We start from the raw sequence: 18109 nt of genomic DNA on the forward strand, positions 1-18109 counted from the left end.
ATCGCCGCGCATCACCTAATTGGCGCGATATGTCGTCGTCGCCACTCCCTCACAGCGAGCGCCCCGGTCGGATCGACCGCTGGGCGATCTGGTTGTCGGCGGCGTGCGTCGTCCACTGCCTCGCCACGACGGCGGCGGTGGCGCTGCTGTCGACCGCGGGCGGGCTGCTCGGCAGTCCGCTGATCCACGAGGTGGGGTTGGTGCTCGCGCTCGCGCTCGGGCTGCTCGCCTTCGGGCGTGGGGTGGTGGCACATCGGCGGCTGCTGCCGGTCCTGCTCGGCGGCAGTGGGCTGGTTTTGATGGCGGCGGCGATCGTCGTGCCGCACGGGGACTCGCATGTGGTCGAGTCGCTGCTGACCATCGCGGGCGTCGTGCTGCTGGCGGCGGGACACACGGTCAACCGACGCGCCCGCGGCTGAGCCGGTGCTTGCTGCCCGGGCGCGCGGCGCTTAACCTGGATCGACCATGGCACATCGTCACCACGAACCCGAGGGCGCGGACCTGCTGGCCGCCGCGCGCAGCACGCTCGAGCGCTCGGGCGAGCAGTGGACCGCGATGCGCGAGAGCGTCTACGCGGCGCTGAGCGGCTTTTCCAAGCCCGCCTCGGCCTATGACATCGCCGAAGAGGTGTCGCGTACGCAGGGGCGGCGGATCGCGGCCAACAGCGTGTACCGCATCCTCGACCTGTTCGTCGCGGCCAACCTGGCGCAGCGAGTCGAGAGCGCCAACGCCTATGTCGCCAACGCGCACCCGGGTTGCCGCCACGATTGTATCTTCCTGGTGTGCGACGGCTGCGGCGTCACCACCCACCTGGACGACGACTCGCTCACGCGCGGGCTGCGCGACGCCGCCGCTGCCGCGGGCTTCGCCGCGGAGCGGCCGGTGATCGAGCTGCGCGGCCGCTGCGGCGACTGTGCCGCCGCCACGCACTGAACCGCCAAATCCGGTAATCGACAGGCTGATGTCGCTCAGCTATTCCGCGTAGATGGCTGATGCCCCCGATACTCCGCTGCTCAACATGGTCGAGACGCCCGACGCGCTCCGCACCCTGAAGCCCGACCAGCTCCGCCAGCTTGCCGACGAGCTGCGCCAGGAGACGATCTCCGCCGTGGGCCATACCGGTGGCCATCTCGGCTCCGGGCTGGGCGTGGTCGAGCTCACCGTGGCGATCCACTATGTCTTCGACACGCCGCGCGACCGGCTGATCTGGGACGTCGGCCACCAATGCTATCCGCACAAGATCCTGACCGGCCGGCGCGACCGCATCCGCACGCTGCGGCAGGGCGGGGGGCTCTCGGGCTTCACCAAGCGCAGCGAAAGCGAATATGACCCGTTCGGCGCGGCGCACAGCTCCACCTCGATCTCGGCCGCGCTCGGCTTTGCCACCGCCAACAAGCTGACCGGCGCGCCAGGCAAGGCGATTGCCGTGATCGGCGACGGCGCGATGTCGGCCGGGATGGCCTATGAGGCGATGAACAACGCCGAGACCGCGGGCAACCGGCTGGTCGTGATCCTCAACGACAACGACATGTCGATCGCGCCGCCGGTCGGCGGGCTGTCGGCCTATCTCTCGCGCATGGTGTCGAGTCGCGAGTTCCTCAGCGTCCGCGAGCTGGCCAAGCGGCTGGCGCGCCGGCTGCCGCGGCCGTTCCACACCTCGCTGCGCAAGACCGACGAATATGCCCGCGGCATGACGATGGGCGGCACGTTGTTCGAGGAGCTGGGCTTCTATTACGTCGGGCCGATCGACGGCCATAACCTCGACCATCTCATTCCCGTGCTGGAGAATGTGCGCGACGCGGCGGAGGGGCCGATCCTCGTCCATGTCGTGACCAAGAAGGGCAAGGGCTACGCTCCCGCCGAGAAGGCGGCCGACAAATACCACGGCGTGCAGAAGTTTGACGTGATCACCGGCACCCAGGCCAAGGCGCCGCCGGGGCCACCGGCCTATCAGAACGTCTTCGGCCAGGTGCTCAGCGCCGCCGCGGACAAGGATCCGCGGATCTGCGCGATCACCGCGGCGATGCCCTCGGGCACCGGGCTGGACCTGTTCGCCAATGCGCACCCGGAGCGCTTCTTCGACGTCGGCATCGCCGAGCAGCATGCGGTGACCTTCGCCGCCGGCCTCGCCGCGCAGGGGATGCGGCCGTTCTGCGCGATCTACTCGACCTTCCTGCAGCGCGCCTACGACCAGGTGGTGCACGACGTCGCGATCCAGAACCTGCCGGTGCGCTTCGCGATCGACCGCGCCGGGCTGGTCGGTGCCGACGGCGCGACCCACGCGGGCAGCTTTGACGTCACCTATCTCGCGACGCTGCCCAACATGGTGGTGATGGCGGCGGCGGACGAGGCCGAGCTGGCGCATATGGTGCAGACCTGCGTCGAGCATGATTCGGGCCCGATCGCGGTGCGCTACCCGCGCGGCAACGGCACCGGCGTGGCGCTTCCCGCCGAGCCGACCGCACTCGAGATCGGCAAGGGCCGGATCGTGCGCGAGGGCAAGAAGGTGGCGATCCTGTCGCTCGGCACCCGACTGGGCGAGGCGCTCAAGGCGGCCGACGCGCTCGACGCCAAGGGCCTGTCCACCACGGTGGCCGACCTTCGCTTCGCCAAGCCGCTCGACGAGGCGCTGATCCGCCGCCTGCTCACCTCGCACGAGGTGGCGGTGACGATCGAGGAGGGCGCGATCGGCGGCCTCGGCGCGCATGTGCTGACGCTCGCCTCCGACGAGGGGCTGACCGACGCCGGCCTGCGCATCCGCACGATGCGGCTGCCCGACCTGTTCCAGGACCAGGACAAGCCCGACGTGCAATACGCCGAGGCGGGGCTCGACGCCGACGCGATCGTCCGCACCGTGCTCACCGCGCTGCGCTACAACGAGGCGGGCGCGATCGCGCGCGCCTGACGCGGGCGTGACCGGCTGGGAGAAGGTCGGCGCGCTCACCGCGCTGTACGTGATCGGCGCGCTCTGGGTTAATTGGCTGATGGTGCGGCGCGTGCGCGGGGCGGTGGCGGTGCGTGCGGCCTGGACCGCGGCGGACTTCGACGCCTGCTTCGCGGAGCTTGACCCGCGCGTTGCGCTCGCGGTGCGGGATGCGTTGGCGCCGTTTTATGGCGAGGGCGTGGTGCCGCGACCGGAAGACACGCTGCGCCGCTTCCTCAAGCTTGACCGGGGTGAGGTGGAGGACGTGGCGCTCGACGCGGGGGCGCGGCTCGGACTTACGGCGGCGGCGGAGCGGGAGGCGCTGCTCGTGGCGGACCTGCCCGATGTGGCCGCGCTGGTGCGGTACCTGGGAGAGAGGGTGAGGCAATCCTAGATCGTCCCCGCAAGCCGGGAAGACTGTAGCGTCACGCCACCTTAGCGACTCGCTCGCCGCAACCCGTTGTGCATCCACGCATTCTGCTTTCTGTGCCGCGTGAATGTTGAGAAAGTTGAGTCGCTGGAGCAGCACGACTCAACATTCGCGGCGGTCGGGCGAACGCGCGCGCTATATCAACGGTGAGAAAGAGCGGCGCGATCTTCACACATCCTCGCTTGTGTAGGACAGACGAGGCTTGCCAAGCGCCCGTCGTCGCTTTATCGTTTAACGCGTTAAACGGAGGTGCTGTTGCTCGGCGTCAGGCTCGACACGGAACTGGAGGAGCGGCTCGCCGCGGTCGCGCGTACCCAGGGTCGCAGCAAGAGCGACATCGCGCGCGAGGCGGTGCGGCGCTATGTCGAACTGCACGACGAGGCGTTCCGGCGCGAGGCGCGGCGCCAGTCGCAGCGCGCGTCGCGCCGCGACACGCAGCAGGATTATGCCTTCTGGGAGACGATCGAGGCGGAGGACTCGGCATGGCGGTGACGCTGGCCGAGCAGGCGACCGGTGCGGTCGACACCGCGCCGGCGATCACGCACGGCGCCATCGTCGAGCTCGCCGCGCCCGTGGATGCGGCCGGCGGCCCGCGCGTGTGCGTCGTGGTTCAAGCCGACCTGTTCAACGAGACGCATGCGACCGTCACGCTCTGCCCGCTCACCGCGGTGGTCGGCGGCGAGTCGCTGTTCCGGGTCGCCATCTCGCCGCAGGAGCATACCGGGCTGACGGTCGAGTGCGAGGTGCAGGTGGATCGCATCACCTCGGTGCGGCGCCATCGCATCGTCAAGGTGATCGGCCATGCCTCGGCGACCCGCATGGAGCAGGTCGATCAGGCGTTGCGCCGCTGGTTAGCGCTTTAAGTACAACTGGATAGGGACGGAATATGACCCCGATCGTGAAGTCCATCCTCGACAAGTACGAGGCCACCAGCCCGGCGATCAAAGCCAATCTCGCGCGCATCCTGATGCATGGCAAGCTGGGCGGCACGGGCAAGCTGATCATCCTGCCGGTCGATCAGGGCTTCGAGCACGGCCCGGCGCGCAGCTTCGCGGTCAACCCGCCGGCGTACGACCCGCACTATCACTATCAGCTCGCGATCGACGCCGGCCTGTCGGCCTATGCCGCGCCGCTCGGTTGGCTCGAGGCGGGGGCGGACACGTTCGCGGGGCGCATCCCGACCATCCTCAAGCTCAACAGCTCGAACAGCTGGGCCACCCGCAACGCGCAGGCGCAGACCGGCAGCGTCGAGGACGCGCTGCGGCTCGGCTGCGCCGCTATCGGCTTCACCATCTATCCCGGTTCGGAGGACATCTTCGAGTCGATGGAGCAGATCCGCGGACTGCGCGAGGAGGCCGCCGCGGCGGGCCTCGCGACGGTGATCTGGAGCTACCCGCGCGGCGGCAAGCTGAGCAAGGACGGCGAGCTGGCGCTCGACGTCGGCGCCTATGCCGCGCACATGGCGGCGCTGCTCGGCGCGCACATCATCAAGGTCAAGCTGCCGACCGCGCATATCGAGCAGCCCGAGGCGCAGAAGGCCTATGAGGGGACCGACTGGTCGAACCAGGCCGATCGCGTCCGCCACGTCGTTCAGTCGAGCTTCGCGGGGCGGCGCATCGTGGTGTTTTCGGGCGGCGCGGCCAAGGGGATCGACGCGGTCTACCAGGACGCGCGCGACGTGCTCGCGGGCGGCGGCAACGGTTCGATCATCGGGCGCAATACCTTCCAGCGCGAGCGCGGCGAGGCGCTGGCGATGCTGGAGAAGCTGATTGCGATCTACCGCGGCGAGGGGTGAGGGCAAGGCTCTCGGAGGGCGGTCAAAACTTCCTTTCATCCCGGACTTGTTCCGGGGTCGAGCCGTCTGCGAGAGCAGCGCTTGCGGAGTTCGCGGGTCAGTGGATCCCGGACCCAGTCCGGGATGACGGATGGTCGGGGATGGGGCTCGTTCGCCGCGGTGGAATAGTGGTGCTTTCGTCATCGTGCCCCGGCGAAGGCCGGGGCCCAGGTGGGTAGGCCGCCGTGGCGCTTGCCGAGCGTCGCCCGACTGCTCCCCGGCCTCCACCTTGGCACGCCAGACGTGGGGCTGACACCAAGACCGGCCCCGCTTCCCCCCGCGCGCCCGACCCGCTAGTCGCACGCACATGACAGACGACCCGCTCGGCCCGCTCGACCCTGATTTCGCCGTCAACTTCAAGCGCGACGATCGCCGGCCACCGTGCCAGCTCTACCTGATCTCGCCACTGGACGTGACCGGCGCCTTCCCCGACCGGCTCGCGCGCGCGCTCGACGCCGGCCCGGTCGCGGCGTTCCAGTTCCGCGTCAAGGACGTGGACCAGCATCAGGCGGCGCGGCTCGCCGAGCCGCTTCAGGCGATCTGCGCCGAGCGTGACGTCGCCTTCATCGTCAACGACAGCGTCAGCCTCGCCAAGCGGCTCGGCGCCGACGGCGTCCACCTCGGGCAGGAGGACGGCGACGCACGCGAGGCGCGCACGATCCTCGGCCCCGCGGTTCAGATCGGGGTGACTTGCCATGGCAGCCGCCATCTCGCGATGGAGGCGGGCGAGGCGGGCGCCGATTACGTCGCGTTCGGCAGCTTCTATCCCACCACCACCAAGCAGGTGAAGCATCGTGCCGATCCGGTGATCCTGTCGTGGTGGTCGGCGGTGTTCGAACTGCCCGGGGTGGCGATCGGCGGCATCACGCCCGCCAACGCCGCGCCGCTGGTCGCCGCGGGCGCCGACTTCCTCGCGGTGTCGGGTGCGGTATGGGGCGGCGACGAGGCGGCGGCGGTGCGCGCCTTCGCCGATCTGCTGGAGCCGCGACGCGGCTGAGTCGTTACGCCTCCCACATGTTCGTGAGAGGTGGTGCCGATGCGTTTCAAGTCTCTTCTCGCCGCGGCTGCGGCCGCGGCCATGGCTCCCGTCGTGGCCGCCGCGCAGGCGCCTGCCGCCGCGCCGCCGCTCGATCGTAACATTCTCCACGTGCAGGTGATTCTGGACCATCTCGGCTTCGCGCCGGGAATCCTGGACGGGCGCGGCGGGCAGTCGCTCGAGCTCGCGCTGCGCGGGTTCCAGGAGAGCCGCGGTCTGCCCAGGACGGGCAAGCCCGATGCGGCGACGATGCGCGCGCTCTACCCCTATCGTGCGGCGCGGCCGACCGTCACGATCAAGCTGACCGCCGATATGGTGCGCGGCCCGTTCCTCGGCGCGATCCCGCACGACTATAATAAGCAGGCCGAGCTGCCGACGCTCGGTTATCGCTCGCCGATGGAGAAGCTGGCCGAGATGTTCCATACCACCCCCGCGGTGCTGTTGGCGCTCAACTCGCCCGCGACGCGGATCGCGCAGGGCGCGACGGTGACCTTCCCCAACGCGCTGCCGACCTCGCGCAATTACCCCGGCGAGATCAAGCCCGAGTGGCGCCAGACGCTGACCATGCTCAACGTCGACGCCGCCTCGCCGCAGGGCGACAGCATCGTCGTCGACAAGTCGGAAGGGTCGCTGCGGGTGCTCGACAAGGCGGGCAAGCTGATCGCGCAATTTCCGGTGACGACGGGGAGCGAGCACGACCCGCTGCCGCTCGGCACGTGGAAGATCCAGGGCAAGGACTATAACCCCAAGTTCCACTACAATCCCTCGCTGTTCTGGGACGCCAAGAAGAACGACCAGAAGGCGATGCTGCCGCCGGGGCCGAACGGGCCGGTCGGCGTGGTGTGGATCGATCTCTCGAAGCCGCATTACGGCATCCACGGCACGCCCGAGCCGTCGACCATCGGCCGCAGCGAGAGCCACGGCTGCATCCGTATGGCGAACTGGGACGTGGCGCGGTTGACGCTGATGATCGGCAACGGCGCCAAGGCGGTGTTCCAGGCGTGAGGCGTATGTGACGAGGCTTGGCTGGGGCATCTTGGCGCTGATCGTCGTCGCGACGGCGGGGTTCGTGTCGCTGCTCGAACCGCATCGGCCCGGGCGCGCGAGGGAAGGTGGCGCGCCGGCGGTCTCGGCCACGCCGGCCGCGGCGCCGACCCCGGTGGCGGCCGTACCGGGCAAGCTGCTCGTGCCGGTCGCGGGCGTGGCGCGCGCCGCGCTGCGCTCGTCCTGGGGCGACACGCGCGGCGGCGGCACGCGCGGGCACCAGGGGCTCGACATCATGGCGCCTGCCGGGACACCGGTGCTCGCCGCGGCGGACGGGCGTGTGGAGAAGCTGTTCCAGAGCGGGCTCGGCGGCACCACGGTCTACCAGCGCTCGGCGGACGGCGCGTGGGAGTTCTACTACGCGCATCTCTCCGGCTACGCCCCCGGCCTCGCCGAGGGGCAGGCGGTGCGCGGCGGGCAGGTGATCGCCTATGTCGGCGACACCGGCGACGCCGGACCGGGCAATTACCACCTCCATTTCGGGCTCAGCCGCATGCCCGCGGGCGCGCGCTGGTGGCAGGGCGAGCCGCTCGATCCCTATCCTTACCTTGCCGTAAGCCCCGCCAGCCGCTAGAGCCGCGCCACCCGGCGCCCCGCTGACCAGCGGCGGTGCCCCAGTTCAGTTGACATAGGCACGGCCCCATGAAGATCAGCGGCGTGGACATTCGTCCCGGCAACATCATCGAGTACGAAGGCGGCATCTGGCGCGCGGTCAAGATCCAGCACACCCAGCCCGGCAAGGGCGGTGCGTACATGCAGGTCGAGCTCAAGAACCTGCGCGACGGCCGGAAGAACAACGTCCGCTTCCGCTCGGCCGAGACGGTGGAGCGCGTCCGCCTCGACACCAAGGACTTCCAGTTCCTGTTCGCCGAGGGCGAGGGCCTGGTGTTCATGGACAAGGACACCTATGACCAAGTCACGCTGCCGCGCGACCTGCTCGGCGACGCCGCCGCCTTCCTGCAGGACGGGATGGACGTGGTGATGGAGCTTCACGACGAGGAGCCGATCAGCGTGCAGCTGCCCGACACGATCGAGGCGACGATCGTCGAGGCCGACGCGGTGGTGAAGGGGCAGACCGCCTCGTCGAGCTACAAGCCCGCGATCCTCGACAATGGCGTGCGCGTGATGGTGCCGCCGCACATCAGCAGCGGCACGCGCATCGTCGTCGACGTCTACGAGCAGACCTACGTCCGCCGCGCTGACTGACGAGAGACGATCCCGCCCTTGATGAGGGCGGCGGGGTGAGGGGGCGGCCCTAGATAGTACCGCCCTATGTCCCTCCGGCCCGGCATCCTCTCCGGGGCAGGGGGAGGAGAATGAACGTATGCCTTCCCATTCCGGCCTGATCACGGTCATCGAGCGCGCCGCGCGCAAGGCCGCGCCGCGGCTGCGCCGCGACTTCAACGAGGTCCAGCACCTCCAGGTGAGCCGCAAGGGTCCCGCCGACTTCGTGAGCCAGGCCGACCAGCGCGCCGAGCGGACGCTGTATGACGAGCTCTCCAAGGCGCGACCCGACTGGGGCTTCGTGATGGAGGAGGGCGGTACGATCGAAGGCGATCCGAGCAAGCCGCGCTTCATCATCGACCCGCTCGACGGCACCAGCAACTTCCTCCACGGCGTGCCGCACTTCTGCATCTCGATCGCGGTCGAGGAGCCGCTCGCCAACGGCAAGCGCGAGATCACCACCGGATTGATCTACCAGCCGCTCACCGACGAGAGCTTCTGGGCCGAGAAGGGCCGCGGCGCGTGGCTGCAGGACCAGCGGCTGCGCGTGTCGTCGCGGCGAGATCCCTCCGAGGCGCTGGTCGCGACCGGGATCCCCTTCATGGGTCACGGCGACTTCGTGCAATGGACGCGCATCTTCGGCGCGGTGGCGCCGCAGGTCGCGGGCATCCGCCGGCTCGGCGCGGCCGCGCTCGATCTCGCCTGGGTCGCGGCGGGTCGGTTCGACGCTTACTGGGAGAGCGACCTCAAGCTGTGGGATGTCGCCGCGGGCATGCTGCTGGTGAAGGAGGCGGGCGGCTTCGTCACCGACTTCCGTGGCGGCGACAAGCCGATCGAGCGCAACGAGTTCCTCGCTGCGAACGACGGGCTGCACTCCAAGCTCCACAAGATGGTGGCGCAGGCGCTTCGCTGAGCCGTTCGCAGCGGGAGGGTTGAGCCCTCGGGCGGCGGCGCCGTGCACCGGCGCGCCACCAGTTCATCTGCGATTCATTCTCACCGCTCGCGGCCTTGCCCCCTCTTGGGCAGGGGTCTAGAGCGTCCGCATTCCATTCGCACCTGCGAGAGAGGCGAGAGAGACATAGTGGTCGATCTGTCGCAATATCTGCCGATCCTCCTGTTCCTGGGAGTGGCGCTCCTGCTGTCGAGCGCGTTCGTGTTCCTGCCGATGGCGGTCGCCAAGCTGACCGGCACCGCCCAGCCGACGCCCGAGAAGCTGTCCGAATATGAATGCGGCTTCCCCGCCTTCGAGGACAGCCGCTCGCAGTTCGACGTTCGGTTTTATCTCGTTGCCATCCTGTTCATCATCTTCGATCTCGAAGCGGCCTTCCTATATCCCTGGGCGGTAAGCGTGTTCACGCTCGGATGGACGGCCTGGTTCTCGATGATGATCTTCATCGCCGAACTCGCGCTCGGCCTTGTATATGCATGGAAGAAGGGAGCGCTGGAGTGGGAGTAGAGGCGCATTCCGGGCCGATCGGGCTCGTCAACAATCCGGAGCCCGCCGGCGGGATCGTGATGCCCGACCAGGGCTTCTTCGACGGCCTCAACGGCGAGCTGAACGACAAGGGCTTCCTGGTCACCTCGACCGAGGATCTGTTCCAATGGGCGCGCACCGGTTCGCTCTGGTGGATGACCTTCGGGCTGGCGTGCTGCGCGGTGGAGATGATCCACGTCAACATGCCGCGCTACGACATGGAGCGGTTCGGCGCCGCGCCGCGTGCGTCGCCGCGCCAGTCGGACGTGATGATCGTCGCGGGTACGCTGTGTAACAAGATGGCGCCGGCGCTGCGCAAGGTCTACGACCAGATGTCGGAGCCGAAGTACGTCATCTCGATGGGTTCGTGCGCCAATGGCGGCGGCTATTATCACTATAGCTACAGCGTCGTGCGCGGATGCGACCGCGTGGTGCCGGTCGATATCTACGTGCCCGGCTGCCCGCCGACCGCGGAAGCGTTGCTGTACGGCGTGATGCAGCTGCAGCGGAAGATTCGTCGGTCGGGGAGCATCGAACGGTGAGGGCGCCCGCTCCTGCCTATGCGGCAAACCTCAACGACGCGACGATCGAGACCGCGCGCGGTGCGATCGGCGCCGGGCTGCTCGATGCGGTGGAGATCGCGGGCGAGGTGCAGCTGCATGTCACGCGCGAGGCGTTGGTGCCCGCGCTGACGGCGCTGCGCGATACGCCGGGGCTCGAATATCAGCAGCTGATGGAGATCGCGGGCGTCGACTATCCGGATCGTGCGGAGCGGTTCGAGGTCGTCTATTGTCTGCTGTCGCTGACGCGCAATCACCGGCTCCACGTCCATGTCGGCGCGACCGAGGACACGCCGGTGCCGTCGGTGACCGAGCTGTGGCCGGTCGCCGGCTGGCTCGAGCGCGAGGTGTACGACATGTTCGGCGTGCTGTTCGCGGGCAACCGCGACCTGCGCCGCATCCTCACCGATTATGGCTTTCGTGGCCATCCGTTCCGCAAGGACTTCCCGCTGAGCGGCTTCGTCGAGATGCGCTATTCCGAAGAGCAGAAGCGCGTCGTGTACGAGCCGGTGAAGCTGGCGCAGGATTTCCGCACCTTCGACTTCATGAGCCCGTGGGAGGGCGCGGAATACGTGCTGCCCGGCGACGAGAAGGCGAAGCTGCCCGAGGCCAAGGGTGCGCCGACGCCCGCGACCGCGACCGAGATCCAGAAGGCCGGCACGAACGAGACGCCGAAGCAGGCGGCGCCCGCGTCGAGCGAGCCGTACGCCAAGAAGGACGCGACCAGCACCGCCGAGACCGGCGCGGGTCGCAATGAATCCGCCGGCGCGCCCAAGCCGGCCGCACCCGACGTCGTGCCGACGAAGGGCGGAGGGCAGAACCAATGACCGACATGCTCGTCGATAAGGATCAGGCGGTCGACCACGAGGTCGATCCCGCGCTGGAGAAGATCCTCCACGCCACCGACGCCTCGCACCCCACCGAGGGCGACGTTGCGATCCAGAATTACACGATCAACTTCGGGCCGCAGCATCCCGCGGCGCACGGCGTGCTCCGCCTCGTGATGGAGCTGGACGGCGAGATCATCGAGCGGATCGATCCGCACGTCGGGCTGCTGCATCGCGGCACCGAGAAGCTGATCGAGTACAAGACCTACGCGCAGGCGATCCCGTATTTCGACCGGCTCGATTATTGCTCGCCCGCGTGCATGGAACATACGTTCGTGCTCGCGATCGAGAAACTGCTCGACATCGAGGTGCCGATCCGCGCGCAATACCTGCGCGTCTTCTTCGCCGAGCTGACGCGCATCTCGAACCACATGCTCAACCTGGGCAGCCACGTCATGGACGTCGGCGCGATGACGCCGAACCTGTGGTTGTTCGAGGTCCGCGAGGATTGCTACGGCTTCCTCGAGCGCGCCACCGGCGCGCGCATGCACCACAATTATTTCCGCCCCGGCGGCGTCCACCAGGATGTGCCGCTCAAGCTGCTGACCGACATCGCCGACTGGCTCGACACGCGGCTGCCGCGCCTGTTCGAGGACGCGATCAGCCTCGTCGCGGACAATCGCATCTTCAAGCAGCGCAACGTCGACATCGCGACGGTGAGCCGCGAGGACGCGATCCGCTGGGGCTTCTCGGGGCCGATGATCCGCGCCGCGGGCATCCCCTGGGACCTGCGCAAGTCGCAGCCCTATGACGTCTATGATCGAATGGACTTCGACGTGCCCGTGGGCACGCGCGGCGACTGCTACGATCGCTTCATGGTGCGCGTCGAGGAGGTCCGCCAGTCGGCGCGGATCATGAAGCAGTGCCTGCGCGATATGCCGGAGGGGCCGATCGCCTCGACCGACCGCAAGGTGGTGCCGCCCAAGCGCGCCGAGATGAAGCGCTCGATGGAAGCGCTGATTCATCACTTCAAGCTGTACACCGAGGGCTATCATGTCCCGGCGGGCGAAGTGTATGTCGCGACGGAGAGCCCGAAGGGCGAGTTCGGCGTGTACCTGGTGAGCGACGGCTCGAACAAGCCGTATCGCTGCAAGATCCGCCCGACCGCCTTCTCGCACCTACAGGCGATGGACTTCATGAGCCGCGGCCACATGCTCGCGGACACCACTGCGATCCTTGGCGCGATGGATATCGTGTTCGGCGAGTGCGATCGGTGACGACCGCGGTCACCAACGAGTTGATCTACTCGGTGCTGCCGATGGTGCAGACCGATGTGTGGGAGCTGAAGTTCGACGTCCGGGACCTCAAGGTGCGGATGACGATGGTCGAGGAGCATCTCGGCAGCTCTCTTATCGCGACGTCGGGCGTGAACAGTCGTCTCGATCGTCTCAATGATCGTGTCGAGCGGATCGAGAACCGCCTCGACCTTACGGAACACCGCTGATGGCCGACGCACATAGCATCCCCGACGAGGCCGAGACCCGCGCGCGCTGGGGCGCGTTCCAGTGGAACGACGACAGCCGCGCCAAACGCGACGCGATCCTCGGGCGCTATCCCAAAGGCCGCGAGCAATCGGCGTCGATCCCGCTGCTCGATCTGGCGCAGCGCCAGGTCGGCGCGGAGACGCAGACGCAGGGCTGGTTGCCCGTGCCGGTGATCGAGTTCGTCGCGCGCGAGATCGGCGTGCCGTATATGCGCGTGTACGAGGTCGCGACCTTCTACACGATGTTCAACCTCGCGCCGGTCGGTCGCTTCCATGTCCAGGTGTGCGGCACCACGCCGTGCATGCTGCGCGGCTCGGACGACGTGCTCGCAGCGTGCAAGAACAAGGGGCTGATCAAGGGCAAGACCACGCCCGACGGCCTGTTCACGCTCACCGAGGTGGAATGCATGGGCAATTGCGCCTCGGCGCCGATGGTCCAGATCAACGACGACAATTTCGAGGATCTTGATTACGATCGCACCGTCGCGATCATCGAGGCGCTCGCCAATGGTCAGACGCCCAAGCCCGGCACGCAGGAGCCCGGCCGGCACACCGTCGAACCCAAGGGCGGCCCGACCTCGCTGACTGCTATGGTCACCGAGAACCACGATTATCGTGGGGAGTGGGCGTGATGGCGGCCGAGGCGGATATCCTCAACTTCATCGGCGAGCAGTTCCGCCGACTGAACGCTCGCTTCGACAAGAAGGACGTCGAGGATGTCGAGACCAAGATGCGACTGTCGTCGATCGACGAGCATCTCGGCGGCATCGTGATGTCGGTCGCCGGACTTAACTCGCGGGTCCACCGTGTCGAGGAGCGCCTCGGCCGGGTCGGACGCCGCCTCGATCTGACGGATGCACGCTGATGCTCGCCGACAAGGACCGCATCTTCACCAACGTTTACGGCTATCAGTCGTGGCGCCTCGACGCTGCGATGGCGCGCGGCGACTGGGACAACACAAAGGCGCTGCTCGAACTGGGGCAGGACAAGATCATCGACGTCGTCAAGGCGTCGGGGCTGCGCGGGCGTGGCGGGGCCGGGTTCCCGACCGGCACCAAATGGTCGTTCATGCCCAAGGAGCCCAAGCCCGACCGGCCGAACTTCCTGGTGATCAATGCCGACGAGTCCGAGCCGGGTTCGTGCAAGGATCGCGAGATCATCCGCCACGATCCGCACAAGCTGATCGAGGGAGCCTTGGTCGCTGGCTTCGCGATGCGCGCGCGCGCGGCGTACATCTACATCCGCGGCGAATATATCCGCGAGGCGGAGACGCTCTTCGCCGCTGTCGCCGAGGCGTATGACAAGGGCCTCGTCGGCAAGAACGCCTGCGGCTCGGGCTATGACTTCGACGTCTTCGTCCACCGCGGCGCGGGCGCCTATATCTGCGGCGAAGAGACCGCGATGCTCGAGAGCCTCGAGGGCAAGAAGGGTCAGCCGCGGCTCAAGCCGCCGTTCCCCGCGGGGGCGGGCCTGTACGGCTGCCCGACGACGGTGAACAACGTCGAGTCGATCGCGGTGGCGCCAACGATCCTGCGCCGCGGCGCCGAATGGTTCTCCAGCTTCGGCGCGGAGAACAACCGCGGCACCAAGCTCTTCCAGATCTCGGGGCACGTGAACACGCCCTGCGTGGTCGAGGAGGCGATGAGCATCCCGTTCCGCGAGCTGATCGAGAAGCATTGCGGTGGCATCCGCGGCGGCTGGGACAATCTGCTCGCGGTGATTCCCGGTGGCTCGTCGGTGCCGTTGGTGCCCGCCAGCCAGATCATCGACGCGCCGATGGACTTCGACGGCCTCAAGGCGGTCGGCTCGGGGCTCGGCACCGCGGCGGTGATCGTGATGGATAAGTCCACCGACGTCGTCCGCGCGATCAGCCGGCTGTCCTACTTCTACAAGCACGAGAGCTGCGGCCAATGCACGCCGTGCCGCGAGGGCACCGGCTGGATGTGGCGCGTGATGGAGCGGCTGCGCACCGGCGATGCCGACATCTCCGAGATCGACATGCTCCAGCAGGTCACCAAGCAGGTCGAGGGCCACTCGATCTGCGCGCTGGGCGATGCCGCGGCGTGGCCGATCCAGGGGCTGATCAAGCACTTCCGCCCCGAGCTGGAGCGCCGGATCAACGACCGCAACGGAAACGGGGGCGACCTGGCCCCGATGCAGGAAGCTGCCGAGTAATGCCAAAGGTCAAAGTCGACGGAGTCGAGATCGAGGTGCCGCAGGGTGCCACCGTGCTGCAGGCGTGTGAGCTCGCCGGCAAGGAGATCCCGCGCTTCTGCTACCACGAGCGGCTGTCGATCGCGGGCAATTGCCGGATGTGCCTCGTCGAGGTGAAGCCCGGGCCGCCCAAGCCGCAGGCCTCGTGCGCGCTGCCCGCCGCGGAGAACCAGGAGATCTTCACCACCACGCCAATGGTGAAGCATGCCCGCGAGGGCATCATGGAATTTCTGCTGATCAACCACCCGCTCGACTGCCCGATCTGCGATCAGGGCGGCGAGTGCGACCTGCAGGACCAGTCGGTCGCCTATGGCCGCGGCCACTCGCGCTACGCCGAGAACAAGCGCGCGGTGACCGAGAAGTACATGGGTCCGATCGTCAAGACGATCATGACCCGCTGCATCCAGTGCACGCGCTGCGTGCGCTTCGCCGAGGAGGTCGCCGGGGTCGAGGAGATCGGCGCGATCTACCGCGGCGAGAACATGCAGATTACCTCCTATCTCGAGGAGGCGGTGTCGAGCGAGCTGTCGGGCAATGTCGTCGACCTCTGCCCGGTCGGCGCGCTGACCAGCAAGCCCTACGCCTTCGAGGCGCGCCCGTGGGAGCTGCGCAAGACGCTGACGATCGACGTGATGGACGCGGTCGGCACCAATATCCGGCTCGACAGCCGCGGCCGCCAGGTGCTGCGTTGCGTCCCGCGCGTCAACGACGAGGTCAACGAGGAGTGGGCGACCGACAAGACGCGCCATGCCGTCGACGGGCTGGTGCGCAAGCGGCTCGACCGCCCCTATGTGCGGCGCGACGGCAAGCTCCACCCAGTGACCTGGGACGAGGCATTCGCGGCGATTGCTGCGGTGGACCACGGCGGCTCGGTCGCGGCGGTCGCGGGCGATCTGGTCGATTGCGAGACGATGTTCGCGGCCAAGGCGCTCCTCAAGGAGCTCGGCTCGTCGTTGCTCGAGGGGCGACAGACCGGCATGGACTATGACGCGTCCAGCCTCGCCGCGGTAAATTTCAACACCACGATCGCGGGGACCGAGGAGGCGGACGCGATCCTGCTGGTGGGCACCAACCTGCGCTGGGAAGCGCCGTTGGTGAACACGCGCATCCGCAAGGCGATCAAGAAGGGCGCCAAGGTCTTCGCCATCGGTCCTGAGACCGAGCTGACCTACAAGGTCGAGTGGCTCGGCGCCGATCTGGCGGTGCTCGGCAGCCTGCCCGAGCGCGTCACCGAGGCGTTCGGCAAGGCGGCTAAGCCGATGGTGATCGTCGGCGGCGCTGCGCTCAAGGGCGCGCACGGCGCGGCGCTCGCGCTGGTCGAGACGCTGGGGCTCGTAAAGGACGGGTGGAACGGCTTCAACGTCGTCCACATGGCCGCGAGCCGGATGGGCGGGCTGATGCTCGGCTATGCGCAGAAGGCCGGGATCTCAGCGCTGTATGACGCTAAGCTCAGCTTCTTCCTCGGCGCGGACGAGTGCGACCACGCGCGCTTCACCGGCTTCAAGGTCTATGTCGGCCACCACGGCGATCGCGGCGCGCATCACGCCGATGTGATCCTGCCGGCCGCGAGCTATGCCGAGAAGTCGGGCACCTACGTCAACCTCGAGGGGCGCGTGCAGCGCGGCGAGCGCGCGGTGTTCCCGCCGGGCGACGCGCGCGAGGACTGGACGATCTTCCGCGCGCTCAGCGAAAAGCTCGGCTGCACTTTGGCGTTCGACACGATCGACGAGCTGCGCGCGGCGATGGCGCTCGACTGCCCCGAGCTGGCGACGCTGGGTCTCAAGACCTTCGCGTGGAACCCGCCGGCGCTCGGCGGCACCGCCGAGGGCGTGCTCGACGGCTATCCGATCAAGGACTTCTACCTCACCAACGCGATCTGCCGCGCGTCGCCGACGATGCAGCGCTGCTCGGCCGAACTGGTCCATGGTGAGAGTTTCGCGGAGGCGGCGGAGTGACCAGCTTCTTCAACATTTCGCTGGGCCTGCCTTATGGCTGGGCCTGGTTCCTGGCGACGATCGTCGGTATCCTCGCGATCGCGCTGCCGCTGATGCTGTCTGTGGCGATGATCATCTACGCCGACCGCAAGATCTGGGCGGCGATGGCGCTGCGCCGCGGCCCCAACGTGGTCGGCCCATTCGGTCTGCTCCAGTCGTTCGCGGACGGGCTCAAGGTATTCCTGCAGGAGACGATCGTCCCCTCGGCGGCGAACCGCGGGCTGTTCCTGCTCGCGCCGATTATCACCTTCACGGTGGCGCTGATCGTCTGGGCGGTGGTCCCGTTCCAGCCGAGCGTGGTGCTCGCCGACATCAACGTCGGGCTGCTCTACGTGCTCGCGGCCTCGTCGCTCGGCGTGTACGGCATCATCCTCGCCGGCTGGTCGTCCAACTCGAAATACCCGTTCTTCTCGGCGATCCGCGCCGCGGCGCAGATGGTGAGCTACGAGGTCGCGATCGGCTTCGTGCTGATCTCGGTCGTGATGTGGGCGGGAACGTTCAACCTGACCGGCATCGTCGAGGCGCAGCGCGGACTGTACGGTTTCATCAACGGCTTCGGGTTCAATCCCTTGCTGTTCCCGATGAGCGTCGTGTTCCTGATCTCGTCGCTGGCGGAGACGCAGCGCGCGCCGTTTGACCTCACCGAGGCGGAGAGCGAGCTCGTCGCCGGCTACCAGACCGAGTACAGCTCGATGGCGTTCGCGCTCTACTGGCTCGGCGAGTACGCCAACGTGCTGCTGATGTGCACGCTGAACGCGACGTTGTTCTGGGGCGGGTATTTGCCGCCGTTCGACTGGGCGCCGCTGTACGCGGTGCCGGGGATCATCTGGCTGTTCATCAAGATCCTCACGTTCTTCTTCGTGTTCTCGTGGATCAAGGCGACGGTGCCGCGCTACCGCTACGACCAGCTGATGCGGCTGGGGTGGAAGGTGTTCCTGCCGCTGTCGCTGTTCTGGGTGTTCCTGGTGTCGGGCGTGCTGATGTTCATGCGCGTGGGAGTTTGAAG

General features: G+C 67.9%; 22 protein-coding genes. All 22 read left to right on the forward strand.

The genetic code is table 11. The features are described 5' to 3' along the window. Nucleotides 1–29 precede the first annotated feature (29 nt). The 22 genes from QBJ89_RS04135 (at nucleotide 30) to nuoH (ending at nucleotide 18107) form a co-directional block, all read left to right on the forward strand. Nucleotides 30–419, forward strand: a complete 390-nt coding sequence (locus QBJ89_RS04135; protein ID WP_277979279.1) for a MerC domain-containing protein — start codon at nucleotides 30–32, stop codon at nucleotides 417–419. Between the two features lie 46 nt (nucleotides 420–465). After that, complete coding sequence (locus QBJ89_RS04140) at nucleotides 466–933, forward strand: Fur family transcriptional regulator (RefSeq protein WP_277979280.1); 468 nt, start codon at nucleotides 466–468, stop codon at nucleotides 931–933. A gap of 52 nt (nucleotides 934–985) precedes the next feature. After that, nucleotides 986–2905 (forward strand): 1-deoxy-D-xylulose-5-phosphate synthase, encoded by a 1920-nt coding sequence (dxs, locus tag QBJ89_RS04145; protein WP_277979281.1) that lies wholly within the window; start codon nucleotides 986–988, stop codon nucleotides 2903–2905. A gap of 7 nt (nucleotides 2906–2912) precedes the next feature. Further along, a complete protein-coding gene (locus QBJ89_RS04150) occupies nucleotides 2913–3317 on the forward strand; it encodes a hypothetical protein (protein WP_277979282.1) in 405 nt (134 codons plus the stop codon). Between the two features lie 285 nt (nucleotides 3318–3602). Beyond that, on the forward strand, nucleotides 3603–3845 hold the full coding sequence (locus QBJ89_RS04155; RefSeq protein WP_223010805.1) for a ribbon-helix-helix protein, CopG family: 243 nt from the start codon (nucleotides 3603–3605) through the stop codon (nucleotides 3843–3845). Next, nucleotides 3836–4216 carry a type II toxin-antitoxin system PemK/MazF family toxin gene (locus tag QBJ89_RS04160; RefSeq protein ID WP_223010804.1) on the forward strand — a complete coding sequence of 127 codons (381 nt, stop codon included), beginning with the start codon at nucleotides 3836–3838 and terminating at the stop codon, nucleotides 4214–4216. The genes QBJ89_RS04155 and QBJ89_RS04160 overlap by 10 nt, the downstream gene beginning before the upstream one ends. Nucleotides 4217–4239: 23 nt before the next feature. After that, a complete protein-coding gene (locus QBJ89_RS04165) occupies nucleotides 4240–5148 on the forward strand; it encodes a class I fructose-bisphosphate aldolase (RefSeq protein ID WP_277979283.1) in 909 nt (302 codons plus the stop codon). A gap of 346 nt (nucleotides 5149–5494) precedes the next feature. Then, nucleotides 5495–6184 carry a thiamine phosphate synthase gene (gene thiE, locus QBJ89_RS04170; protein ID WP_277979284.1) on the forward strand — a complete coding sequence of 230 codons (690 nt, stop codon included), beginning with the start codon at nucleotides 5495–5497 and terminating at the stop codon, nucleotides 6182–6184. A 39-nt stretch (nucleotides 6185–6223) separates the two neighbouring features. Continuing rightward, nucleotides 6224–7228 carry a L,D-transpeptidase family protein gene (locus QBJ89_RS04175; protein ID WP_277979285.1) on the forward strand — a complete coding sequence of 335 codons (1005 nt, stop codon included), beginning with the start codon at nucleotides 6224–6226 and terminating at the stop codon, nucleotides 7226–7228. Nucleotides 7229–7235: 7 nt separating this feature from the next. Beyond that, nucleotides 7236–7841, forward strand: coding sequence for a M23 family metallopeptidase (locus QBJ89_RS04180; RefSeq protein ID WP_277979286.1), 606 nt, complete (start codon nucleotides 7236–7238; stop codon nucleotides 7839–7841). A 68-nt stretch (nucleotides 7842–7909) separates the two neighbouring features. Then, nucleotides 7910–8473, forward strand: coding sequence for an elongation factor P (gene efp / locus QBJ89_RS04185; protein ID WP_219753150.1), 564 nt, complete (start codon nucleotides 7910–7912; stop codon nucleotides 8471–8473). A 118-nt stretch (nucleotides 8474–8591) separates the two neighbouring features. Continuing rightward, nucleotides 8592–9404, forward strand: a complete 813-nt coding sequence (locus tag QBJ89_RS04190) for an inositol monophosphatase family protein (protein ID WP_277979287.1) — start codon at nucleotides 8592–8594, stop codon at nucleotides 9402–9404. A 168-nt stretch (nucleotides 9405–9572) separates the two neighbouring features. Continuing rightward, nucleotides 9573–9947 (forward strand): NADH-quinone oxidoreductase subunit A, encoded by a 375-nt coding sequence (ndhC, locus tag QBJ89_RS04195; protein ID WP_277979288.1) that lies wholly within the window; start codon nucleotides 9573–9575, stop codon nucleotides 9945–9947. Then, nucleotides 9938–10507, forward strand: a complete 570-nt coding sequence (locus QBJ89_RS04200; protein WP_431522503.1) for a NuoB/complex I 20 kDa subunit family protein — start codon at nucleotides 9938–9940, stop codon at nucleotides 10505–10507. The genes ndhC and QBJ89_RS04200 overlap by 10 nt, the downstream gene beginning before the upstream one ends. Beyond that, nucleotides 10504–11352: an NADH-quinone oxidoreductase subunit C gene (locus QBJ89_RS04205; protein WP_277979289.1), complete on the forward strand. Its 849-nt coding sequence runs from the start codon at nucleotides 10504–10506 to the stop codon at nucleotides 11350–11352. The genes QBJ89_RS04200 and QBJ89_RS04205 overlap by 4 nt, the downstream gene beginning before the upstream one ends. Further along, nucleotides 11349–12629, forward strand: a complete 1281-nt coding sequence (locus QBJ89_RS04210; protein ID WP_277979290.1) for an NADH-quinone oxidoreductase subunit D — start codon at nucleotides 11349–11351, stop codon at nucleotides 12627–12629. The genes QBJ89_RS04205 and QBJ89_RS04210 overlap by 4 nt, the downstream gene beginning before the upstream one ends. Continuing rightward, nucleotides 12626–12856 (forward strand): hypothetical protein, encoded by a 231-nt coding sequence (locus QBJ89_RS04215; RefSeq protein WP_277979291.1) that lies wholly within the window; start codon nucleotides 12626–12628, stop codon nucleotides 12854–12856. Before QBJ89_RS04210 ends, QBJ89_RS04215 begins: the two co-directional genes overlap by 4 nt. Then, on the forward strand, nucleotides 12856–13527 hold the full coding sequence (locus tag QBJ89_RS04220) for a complex I 24 kDa subunit family protein (RefSeq protein ID WP_277979292.1): 672 nt from the start codon (nucleotides 12856–12858) through the stop codon (nucleotides 13525–13527). The genes QBJ89_RS04215 and QBJ89_RS04220 overlap by 1 nt, the downstream gene beginning before the upstream one ends. After that, nucleotides 13527–13760: a hypothetical protein gene (locus QBJ89_RS04225; RefSeq protein WP_277979293.1), complete on the forward strand. Its 234-nt coding sequence runs from the start codon at nucleotides 13527–13529 to the stop codon at nucleotides 13758–13760. Before QBJ89_RS04220 ends, QBJ89_RS04225 begins: the two co-directional genes overlap by 1 nt. Further along, nucleotides 13760–15070, forward strand: a complete 1311-nt coding sequence (nuoF, locus tag QBJ89_RS04230; protein WP_277979294.1) for an NADH-quinone oxidoreductase subunit NuoF — start codon at nucleotides 13760–13762, stop codon at nucleotides 15068–15070. The genes QBJ89_RS04225 and nuoF overlap by 1 nt, the downstream gene beginning before the upstream one ends. Continuing rightward, nucleotides 15070–17064, forward strand: a complete 1995-nt coding sequence (nuoG, locus tag QBJ89_RS04235; RefSeq protein ID WP_277979295.1) for an NADH-quinone oxidoreductase subunit NuoG — start codon at nucleotides 15070–15072, stop codon at nucleotides 17062–17064. Before nuoF ends, nuoG begins: the two co-directional genes overlap by 1 nt. Then, the gene (nuoH, locus tag QBJ89_RS04240; protein ID WP_277979296.1) at nucleotides 17061–18107 is read left to right on the forward strand and encodes an NADH-quinone oxidoreductase subunit NuoH; all 1047 of its coding nucleotides are present in this window, start codon (nucleotides 17061–17063) and stop codon (nucleotides 18105–18107) included. Before nuoG ends, nuoH begins: the two co-directional genes overlap by 4 nt. Nucleotides 18108–18109 lie beyond the last annotated feature (2 nt).

This window comes from Sphingomonas phyllosphaerae (genome assembly GCF_029623345.1).
In the GTDB taxonomy this organism is placed as follows: Bacteria; Pseudomonadota; Alphaproteobacteria; order Sphingomonadales; family Sphingomonadaceae; genus Sphingomonas; species Sphingomonas phyllosphaerae_C.